The 8,858-nt window shown below is 62.7% G+C and carries 9 protein-coding genes; 4 read left to right on the plus strand and 5 right to left on the minus strand.

Annotated elements, in window-relative coordinates; translation table 11 throughout:
* The 3 genes from Q0Y42_RS13470 to ruvX form a co-directional block, all read right to left on the minus strand.
* Positions 1-1,025, minus strand: a 1,025-nt coding sequence (locus Q0Y42_RS13470) for a dihydroorotase (RefSeq protein ID WP_297804735.1), incomplete at its 3' end; no start/stop codon positions are given.
* The gene (locus tag Q0Y42_RS13475) at positions 1,025-2,005 is read right to left on the minus strand and encodes an aspartate carbamoyltransferase catalytic subunit (protein ID WP_292051456.1); all 981 of its coding nucleotides are present in this window, start codon (positions 2,003-2,005) and stop codon (positions 1,025-1,027) included. The genes Q0Y42_RS13470 and Q0Y42_RS13475, both read right to left, overlap by 1 nt.
* Before the next feature lie 91 nt (positions 2,006-2,096).
* Positions 2,097-2,576, minus strand: a complete 480-nt coding sequence (gene ruvX, locus Q0Y42_RS13480; protein ID WP_297804737.1) for a Holliday junction resolvase RuvX — start codon at positions 2,574-2,576, stop codon at positions 2,097-2,099.
* 120 nt (positions 2,577-2,696) lie between these two features.
* On the opposite strand from ruvX, the gene gatC reads away from it, so the two are divergent.
* The 3 genes from gatC to gatB are packed head-to-tail and all read left to right on the plus strand — an operon-like array spanning position 2,697 to position 5,963.
* Positions 2,697-2,984, plus strand: coding sequence for an Asp-tRNA(Asn)/Glu-tRNA(Gln) amidotransferase subunit GatC (gatC, locus tag Q0Y42_RS13485; protein WP_292051454.1), 288 nt, complete (start codon positions 2,697-2,699; stop codon positions 2,982-2,984).
* A gap of 4 nt (positions 2,985-2,988) precedes the next feature.
* Positions 2,989-4,467, plus strand: a complete 1,479-nt coding sequence (gene gatA, locus Q0Y42_RS13490; RefSeq protein WP_297804740.1) for an Asp-tRNA(Asn)/Glu-tRNA(Gln) amidotransferase subunit GatA — start codon at positions 2,989-2,991, stop codon at positions 4,465-4,467.
* Between the two features lie 2 nt (positions 4,468-4,469).
* On the plus strand, positions 4,470-5,963 hold the full coding sequence (gene gatB, locus Q0Y42_RS13495; RefSeq protein ID WP_297804743.1) for an Asp-tRNA(Asn)/Glu-tRNA(Gln) amidotransferase subunit GatB: 1,494 nt from the start codon (positions 4,470-4,472) through the stop codon (positions 5,961-5,963).
* 210 nt (positions 5,964-6,173) lie between these two features.
* Here gatB and Q0Y42_RS13500 read toward each other — a convergent pair whose 3' ends face one another.
* Together Q0Y42_RS13500 and Q0Y42_RS13505 are read right to left on the minus strand one after the other, a co-directional pair.
* Positions 6,174-7,118: an RcnB family protein gene (locus Q0Y42_RS13500; protein WP_297804746.1), complete on the minus strand. Its 945-nt coding sequence runs from the start codon at positions 7,116-7,118 to the stop codon at positions 6,174-6,176.
* Positions 7,119-7,285: 167 nt separating this feature from the next.
* On the minus strand, positions 7,286-7,828 hold the full coding sequence (locus Q0Y42_RS13505) for an RcnB family protein (protein WP_297804748.1): 543 nt from the start codon (positions 7,826-7,828) through the stop codon (positions 7,286-7,288).
* A gap of 159 nt (positions 7,829-7,987) precedes the next feature.
* On the opposite strand from Q0Y42_RS13505, the gene Q0Y42_RS13510 reads away from it, so the two are divergent.
* Positions 7,988-8,707 (plus strand): glutathione S-transferase N-terminal domain-containing protein, encoded by a 720-nt coding sequence (locus Q0Y42_RS13510; protein ID WP_297804751.1) that lies wholly within the window; start codon positions 7,988-7,990, stop codon positions 8,705-8,707.
* Positions 8,708-8,858: the final 151 nt, after the last annotated feature.

The raw sequence follows: 8,858 nt of genomic DNA on the forward strand, positions 1-8,858 counted from the left end.
GCGGCCAGCAGGGTTTCCAGACCAACCGCGCCCGGTTCGGCTTCCGCGAACGGACGGCGCTTGTTTTCAGCCGGTTCGGGGCAGTGGGCCGAGGTGATGACGTCGATCAGGCCATCGCGTACGCCCTCGATCATCGCCTGACGGTCCTCTTCGGTGCGAAGGGGCGGGTCGAGGCGGTAGAAGGTACGATAGTCGCCGATGTCGATCTCGTTGAAGCACAGGTGGTTGATCGACACCGATGCCGCGACTTCAAGACCGCGCGTGCGGGCACGGGTCAGGACGTCGAGCGCGCCTTGGGTCGAAATCTGGTCGACGAGGAAACGGGCACCCGTCTGCTCCACCAGTGCCAGATCGCGTTCCAGCTGGATGCGCTCGGCAATGGCGGGCTGGGCGGGCAGGCCAAGGCGGGTCGCCAGTTCGCCTGCCGTCGCCACCGTGCCTTCCGACAGCCACGGCTCGGTCGAGCGACAGGAAATCAGCGCGTTGAAGGATGCGGCATAGCTCATGACCCGTTGCAGGGTCCGGCTGTTCTGGATGACGTGGTCGCCGTCCGTGAAATAGAGCGCGCCGGCTTCGTCCATCAGGCCGATTTCGGCCATGCGCTCGCCCTTGCGGCCTTGGGTGGCGGCACCGGCGGCACGGACGTGGACCAGTTCCAAAGCCGCGCCACGACGCTGGATGTGGTCGATCATGGCCGGATCGTCGATGGCCGGATCGGTGTCGGGCTGGATGACGATGGTGGTCACGCCGCCTGCCGCGGCGGACAAGGCGGCCGATTTCAGCGTCTCTTTCGGTTCATTGCCGGGTTCGCCCGTTTTCACGCGGATGTCGATCAGGCCGGGGGCCAGCACGCGGCCCATGGCGTCGATAACGGTCGTGCCTTCGGGTGCGGTTTGGGCCGAGCCCTTGATCACTTCGGCGATGCGGCCGTTTTCAATGATGACGCCGCCGGGGCCATCATAGTCGGTGGCCGGATCGATCAGGCGGGCGTTCAGAATGGCGGTCTTGGTCATTGCCGTGGTCATCAGTTGCCTCCCGCGCGGCGGTGGGCGAGGGCGGCCAATACGGCCATGCGGGCGGCGACGCCCATTTCAACCTGATCCTGAATGAGCGAGACGGACAGGTCGTCGGCCACGTCGGAGTCGATTTCCACGCCACGGTTCATCGGGCCGGGGTGCATGACCTTGGCGTTCGGATTGGCATAGGCCAGCTTTTCGCGGTCCAGACCCCAGAAGCGGAAATACTCACGGGTCGAGGGGATCAGCGCACCGGCCATGCGTTCCAGTTGCAGGCGCAGCATCATAACAACATCAACGCCTTGCAGGCCTTCCTTCATGTCGTGGCTGATCTCGACATTCCAGCGCTGGGCAACGCTAGGAATTAGGGTCGGCGGGCCGACGAGGCGCACGCGCGCGCCCATCATCTGCAACAGGGCGATGTTGGAGCGGGCCACGCGACTGTGGGTCACGTCGCCACAGATGGCGACGGTCAGGCCCCCGACATCCCCGAAGGTGCGGCGCAGGGTAAGCAGGTCCAGCAGGGCTTGGGTCGGGTGCTCGTGGCGTCCGTCACCGGCGTTGACGACCGCGCAGCCGACCTTTTGTGACAGCAGGTCCACGGCCCCCGAGGCCGAGTGGCGCACCACAAGGATTTCCGGCTTCATCGCATTCAGCGTGACGGCGGTGTCGATCAGGGTCTCGCCCTTCTTCACCGACGACGAGGCGACCGGCATGGTCACCACGTCTGCGCCCAGACGCTTGGCTGCGATCTCGAACGAGGACGATGTGCGGGTCGAGTTCTCGAAGAACAGGTTCACGACCGTCTGGCCGCGCATCACATCGACGCCCTTGGCGCTCTGACGGTTGAAGTCGACGAAGGCGTCGGCAAGGTCGAGCAAGGCCATGGCGGCGGGCGGATTGAGATCCGCTGCGGCGAGGAAGTGGTCTTTGGGGAACGGCGTCAGCCGCTCCTGAATGATATCGGTGACGGTGGCGGCTTGGGTCATCGAGTAGCCGCTATAGGCGTGACTCGCGCCCGAGGGAATAGGCGGACGCCATCCGAATGGTGGATGGCGTCACATCAGGTTTCCGAATGTCTCAGATTTGACCGCTGCTGATACGCAGTTGGTCCAGCGCACCCTGCAGAATCCAAGAGGCAGCAGTACGGTCCACGACCTCGGCGCGGCGTTTGCGGTTCAGGTCCAGCTCCTCGATCAGAAAGCGTTCCACGCCCGCCGTCGAAAGGCGTTCGTCCTGAAAGGCCACATTGACCGGACGCAGGCGTTCCAGATTGCGTGCAAAGGCGCGGCACGACTGGGCGCGTGGGCCTTCGGTGCCATCCATATTGAGCGGCAGGCCGATGACTAGAGCCGATACATCGCGCCCCGCAATCAGCTTGAACAGTTCTTCGGCTTCCAGCGTGAACTTGCTCTTGCGGATCAGCTTGAGCGGGCTGGCGATCATGCGGCTGCCGTCCGAGACGGCGACGCCTATGGTTTTCTCGCCAAGGTCCAGTCCGATCCACGGCGTGTTCGGAGGGCAGGCGGCGGGCAGGTCTTTGAGGTCATATACAGGCACTCGCGTCCCATAATGCATTGCGAAACGCTTGTCGAAGCGGCGGCGGAGCGGTAACCCACATATTCAATGTAGGCGCTACGACTCCCTATCGCTGCGCCGCCGGAATTTTCGGAGACTTTCATGGCTATCGACGCCGCGACGGTGAGGCGGGTTGCCCACCTCGCCCGTATCAAGACCCCCGAGGAACGACTGGAGCCGCTGGCCCAGGAGCTGAACGGCATCCTGAACTGGATCGAGCAGCTGAACGAGGTGGACGTTGACGGTGTTGAGCCGATGACCTCGAACGTGGCCCAGACCCTGCGTCTGCGCGAGGACGAAGTGACCGACGGTGACAAGGTCGCCGACGTCCTGTCGAACGCGCCGAAGTCGGCTGACGGCTTCTTTGTCGTCCCGAAGGTCGTGGAGTAAGAGTATGAGCGACCTGACCAAACTAACGCTGGCCGACGCTGTTGACGGCCTCAAGTCCAAGCATTTCTCGTCGGAAGAAATCACCAAGGCGTTTCTCGGTGAGATCGAAGCCGCGAACCCGACCCTGAACGCCTATGTCGAAGTGACGGGCGAGAAGGCTCTGGAACAGGCCCGTGCCTCGGACGCCCGCATCGCCAAGGGCGAGGGCGGCGACCTCGAAGGCGCGCCGCTGGGCATCAAGGACCTGTTCTGCACCGAGGGCGTGCAGACCTCCGCTGGCTCCAACATGCTGCGCGGCTTTATCCCGCCGTATGAATCGACCGTCACCGCCAATCTGTGGCGCGACGGCGCGGTCATGCTGGGCAAGCTGAACATGGACGAGTTCGCTATGGGCTCGGCCAACGAGACCTCGGCCTTCGGTCCGGTCGTGAACCCGTGGAAGGCCAAGGGCGATGACGCCCAGCTGACCCCGGGCGGTTCGTCGGGCGGTTCGGCCGCTGCTGTGGCCGCTGACCTGTGCCTTGCCGCGACCGCATCGGACACCGGCGGCTCGATCCGTCAACCGGCCGCCTTCACCGGCACCGTGGGCATCAAGCCGACCTATGGCCGCGCCAGCCGCTTTGGCATGGTGGCCTTCGCCTCTTCGCTCGACCAAGCCGGTCCGATCACCAAGACGGTCAAGGACTCGGCCATCCTGCTGAAGTCCATGTGCTCGTTCGACACCAAGGACTCGACCAGCCTCGACGTCCCGACGCCGGATTGGGCCGCTTCGGTTGGCCAGTCGGTCAAGGGCCTGCGCATCGGCGTTCCGGCGGAATACGTCGTTGACGGCATGCCGGAAGAGATCAAGGCCCTGTGGGCCCAAGGCGTCGAGTGGCTGAAGGCCGCGGGCTGCGAGATCGTCGAGATCAGCCTGCCGCACACCAAATACGCCCTGCCGACCTATTACATCGTGGCTCCGGCAGAAGCCTCGTCGAACCTCGCACGCTACGACGGCATGCGTTTCGGCCACCGTGCCGAAGAGTTCTCCTCGCTGGACGACCTGTACGCCGCATCGCGCGCCGAGGGCTTTGGCAAGGAAGTGCAACGCCGCCTGACCATCGGTGCCTATGTTCTGTCGGCAGGCTTCTATGACGCCTATTACGTCCGCGCCCTGAAGGTGCGCCGCCGTATCGCCGAGGACTTCGACAACGTCTGGGGCAAGGTGGACGCCATCCTGACCCCGTCGACGCCGTCGGCTGCCTTCAAGCTGGGCGACAAGCAGATCGACCCGCTGACCATGTATCTGAACGACGTCTTCACCGTCACGACCAACCTGGCCGGTCTTCCGGGCATATCGGTTCCGGCGGGTCTGGACTCGAACGGCCTGCCGCTGGGTCTGCAGATCATCGGCAAGGCACTGGATGAAGATACCGTCTTCAAGGTCGCAGGCGCGATCGAAGACAGCGCTGGCTTCGTTTCCAAGCCGGCTAAGTGGTGGTGAGCATGAGCGCGAACGCAACTGTAATCAAAGGCCGCACCGGCGATTGGGAAATCGTCATGGGTCTGGAAATCCACGCTCAGGTCGCCTCGAAGGCCAAGCTCTTCTCGGGCGCGGCTGTGGGCTTTGGCGCGGGGCCGAACGAGCAGGTCTCGCTGGTGGATGCCGGTTTCCCGGGCATGCTGCCGACCCTGAACAAGTTCTGCGTTGAGCAGGCTGTGAAGTCGGGTCTGGGCCTGCGCGCCCAGATCAACCTGAAGTCCCAGTTCGACCGCAAGAACTACTTCTATCCGGACCTTCCGACCGGCTATCAGATCAGCCAGCTGTATCACCCGATCGTGGGAGAGGGTGTGGTCGAGGTCGAGGCCGAGGACGGCACCTTCTTCAACGTCGGCATCGAGCGCCTGCACCTTGAGCAAGACGCCGGTAAGCTGATCCACGACCTGTCGCCGACGGATTCCTACGTCGACCTGAACCGTGCGGGCACCGCCCTCATGGAAATCGTGTCGCGTCCGGATATCCGCTCGCCGGAACAGGCCGTCGCCTATGTGAAGAAGATCCGCACCATCCTGATGTACCTCGGCACATGCGACGGTGACATGGAGAAGGGCAACCTGCGCGCGGACGTGAACGTGTCGGTTTGCCCCGTCGGCAACTACGACAAGTTCAAGGAAACCGGCGACTTCGGCTTCCTCGGCACGCGTTGCGAGATCAAGAACGTCAACTCGTTCCGCTTCATCTCGCAGGCTATCAACTATGAGGCCCGTCGCCAGATCGAGATTATCGAGGACGGTGGCAAGGTCGATCAGGAAACCCGCCTGTACGACCCGACCAAGGGCGAGACCCGTTCCATGCGTTCGAAGGAAGAAGCGCAGGATTACCGCTACTTCCCCGATCCGGACCTGCTGCCGCTGGTTCTGGAACAGGCTTGGGTCGACGAAATCAAGGCCAACCTGCCGGAACTGCCGGATGACAAGCGCCGTCGCCTGATGGACCAATATGGTCTGTCGCAATACGACGCCATCGTCCTGATCTCGGAACAGGCCAAGGCTGACTATTTCGAAGCCGCCGCCAAGGGCCGTGACGCCAAGCTGGTCGCCAACTGGGTGACGAACGAAGTTTCGGCCCGTCTGGCCGCCGACCACCGCGATTTCAGCGACAACCCGCTGCCGGCTGCACATGTGGCTGAGCTGGTCGAGCTGATCGAAACGAACGTCATCTCGTCGAAGATCGCCAAGGAAGTGTTCGACCACGTCTGGAACGGCGAAGGCTCGCCGTCGGAAGTCGTCGAGAAGTACGGCCTGAAGCAGGTCACCGACACCGGTGCCATCGAGAAGGCCGTCGATGAAATCATCGCCGCCAACCCGGACAAGGCTGCCGCTGTCGCCGAGAAGCCGCAGGCTATCGGTTGGTTCGTCGGTCAGGTCATGAAGGCCACCGGCGGTAAGGCCAATCCGGCTGCGGTGAACGAGATCCTCAAATCAAAGCTTGGGCTTTGATTTGAGGTTTAGACTTGGGGGCTGCGGCCCCCAAACCCCCTTAGCTTATGCCTATCGTTCGCCGCGCGGCGGCTCTCTACTTAAGGCATGGTCGCTATCGCTCGCCACGCGGTGGCTCGCTGCTTGAGCGACATAGGCGTGGATGACTAGAGCAAAAAAGCCCCCGAAGTCAGTGACGTCGGGGGCTTTCTTTATTTGAGTGGTGAATTGTTACCAGCGCCAGGCGTCGCGGATAACTTCGACGATGTAGCCGTCGTATTCGTCGATCAGGTAGATCGAGTTATCGACATAGACCCAGCGGGTGCCCGGAGGCGGATAGCCGAGGCCATAGGTGCGATAGTCGTTCACCTGATAGCGCCAGAAGACGTCCGGCAGGTACTGGCCGATCTGCCAGTGACGGTTCCAATAGGTGCGCGGGACGCTGTAGTAGCCGTAGCCCGGCGCGAAGTAGAAACCGATGCGAACGCCGCTCCAGCCGCGGAAGCGGTTGTCGCTGCGCCACCAGTCCGAGCGGCGGTTGCGTTCGAAATCGCGACGCCACTGCTGGGTGTTCCAACGACGTTGGAAGTCACGATAGCTGTCGCGGCGCTGCTGGGGATTGGCGTTGGGACGGCGGTTCTGGTTGCTGTCCCAGCGGCGGTTGTCATCGCGGCGGTTGTTATAGCGGTTGTCGCGATCACGTTGCGGGTTCGGGCGCACGCCATTGGCGCGGTCCAGCTGGCGTTGAGCTTCCTCTACGCGGCGCTGCACCGGACTTTCGTTGCGGCGCTCCTGCGGGCGGTACTGCTGACGTTGACCGCTGCGGTCATCGGTACGGTACTGCGGACGCGTATTGGTGCGCGGGTCTTGCGGACGGGCGTCAGGACGGCGCGGTTGTTGTGCCTGTTGCTGTTCGCTCCTTTGGGGGCGAGCTTCAGGGCGTCGGCCTTCCTGACGGGGTGCTTCTTGGCGAGGGCGCTCCTGGGGGCGCTCCTGACGCGGTTGTTCGCGGCGCGGCTCGGAACGTTGTTCACGGGCCGTGTCCCGATCCAGCTGGCGCTGGGCGCGTTCAACACGACGCTGAACGGCGCTGTCCTGCGCTGCAGCCACAACCGGCGTTGCCAGCGGCAGCAGCATGCTGGTGATTGCAGTGAAGGTAAGCAGGGTACGTTTCATTTGTGGGACCTCGCCCGTTTAATACGTCCCTACAGTGAACCCCGTCACATGAACTGTGACTGAATGGGGTGTTCAATAAACACTGTTTGACGTTTGCAAGAAAAAGCCCCCGAAAGCGCGAGGCTGACGGGGGCAAAGGCATGCTCGATGACTGGTTGGAGCCTGACTTAGTAGATGCCGTTCAGGACGCTGGTGATCAGGCCCGTTGCGATGGCGATCATGACAATGTCGTTGCCGGCATAGACATAGCGGTAACCGCGCGGTGCCGGACGCAGGCCATAGAAGGCCGGATCATGCACGACATAGCCACGATAGGCCGACGGCAGATAGGCACCGGTGCGCCAGCGATAGTTGTAGTAGCGTGGCTCTACGCGATAGTAGCCGTGGCCCGGTGCATACCAGTAACCGTTGCGGGCACCGCGATAGTCGCGGAACTCCGGACGGCCACGCCACCAGTCACGGTTGCCACGTTCCCAGCGAGCCGGAGCCGCATGGCGCGGACCGTTGTTGGGGCGGACATTATACGGGGCAGGGCGGTGATCCGGACGGACATCACGGCCCGGGCCGCGTCCGCGGTCATCGCGGCGGTTGTCACGGGCATCGTGGCGCGGACCATCACGGTAATGGCGCTCCTGAGCCTGCGCCATCATTGGCGCTGCAGTGGTGGCCAGAGCCAGAACGGCTATTGCGGCCTTGGTAGCGATCTTCATGGTCCTCTCCGTAGCTGTGACCTCGTCTGATGCGGAAGGTGCAGCCCCCAGCCTGAACCAAAACTGAACTGGATTATCAGCTATCTGCAGGTTTTGTTCATCTTCGAACCTGTGCCATGACAGGGGTACGCGTGTGATTGCGTAGGGGAGATTTGACGAATGACCGCACCGATCGAGCTCTGGTACTGGCCCACGCCGAACGGCTGGAAGATCAGCATTGCCCTGGAAGAAATGGGCATTCCGTATGAGGTTAAGCCCGTCAACATTGGCGTGGGCGACCAGTTTACACCCGAGTTTCAGGCCCTGAGCCCCAATGGCCGGATGCCCGCCATTGTCGATCCTGACGGTCCGGATGGCCAGCCGATCAGCATCTTTGAGTCGGGGGCTATCCTTCGGTATCTGGGCCGCAAGTCGGGCAAATTCTATCCGACCAGCGAGCGGGAGCGAATAGAGGTCGATCAGTGGCTGTTCTGGCAGATGGCGGGCCTCGGCCCGATGGCAGGACAAACCCACCACTTCCGTCAATATGCTCCGGCGATGATCGCGGACCAGCGCCAGCTGGCCTATGGCGTTAATCGCTACACCAATGAGACGCGCCGTCTCTATAGTGTGATGGAGCGCCGCCTTCAGGACCGTGACTATCTGGCAGGCGATTACTCGATTGCCGACATGGCCTGCTGGCCCTGGGTGCTGCCGCAGCTTCAGGGGCAGTCGTTCGACGCCTTCCCGAAACTGAAGGCGTGGCATGAGCGGATTGCCGAGCGTCCAGCCGTGATTGCTGGCAAGAAGGTGGGCGCAGAACTGCGTCGCGACCTGAGTGCCGGTGGCAAGGATGCAGAGGCTGCGCGCCGCGTCCTTTTCGGCCAGCGTGGCCATTAACCAAAACTTCAAACCGCTGTTATTTGAATATCCTCCGAAAGCATGGGGCAGAAGGCCCCGTTTCGGAGGATGTGAGATGATTGGTGTTCAAGACGGTGCCACTGATCACATTGGCGACCCTCTACCGCTGCCGACGCCGGATATGGATAGC

It is taken from the genome of uncultured Brevundimonas sp. (assembly GCF_947305955.1).
GTDB lineage: Bacteria > Pseudomonadota > Alphaproteobacteria > Caulobacterales > Caulobacteraceae > Brevundimonas.

Excerpts from the sequence above, each read along its gene's own strand:
- Q0Y42_RS13500 (WP_297804746.1), bottom strand. The coding sequence starts at position 7,118 with ATGAAACGTACCCTGCTTACCTTCACTGCAATCACCAGCATGCTGCTG.
- gatA (WP_297804740.1), top strand. The coding sequence starts at position 2,989 with ATGAGCGACCTGACCAAACTAACGCTGGCCGACGCTGTTGACGGCCTC.
- Q0Y42_RS13510 (WP_297804751.1), top strand. The coding sequence starts at position 7,988 with ATGACCGCACCGATCGAGCTCTGGTACTGGCCCACGCCGAACGGCTGG.
- Q0Y42_RS13505 (WP_297804748.1), bottom strand. The coding sequence starts at position 7,828 with ATGAAGATCGCTACCAAGGCCGCAATAGCCGTTCTGGCTCTGGCCACC.
- gatB (WP_297804743.1), top strand. The coding sequence starts at position 4,470 with ATGAGCGCGAACGCAACTGTAATCAAAGGCCGCACCGGCGATTGGGAA.
- gatC (WP_292051454.1), top strand. The coding sequence starts at position 2,697 with ATGGCTATCGACGCCGCGACGGTGAGGCGGGTTGCCCACCTCGCCCGT.
- Q0Y42_RS13475 (WP_292051456.1), bottom strand. The coding sequence starts at position 2,005 with ATGACCCAAGCCGCCACCGTCACCGATATCATTCAGGAGCGGCTGACG.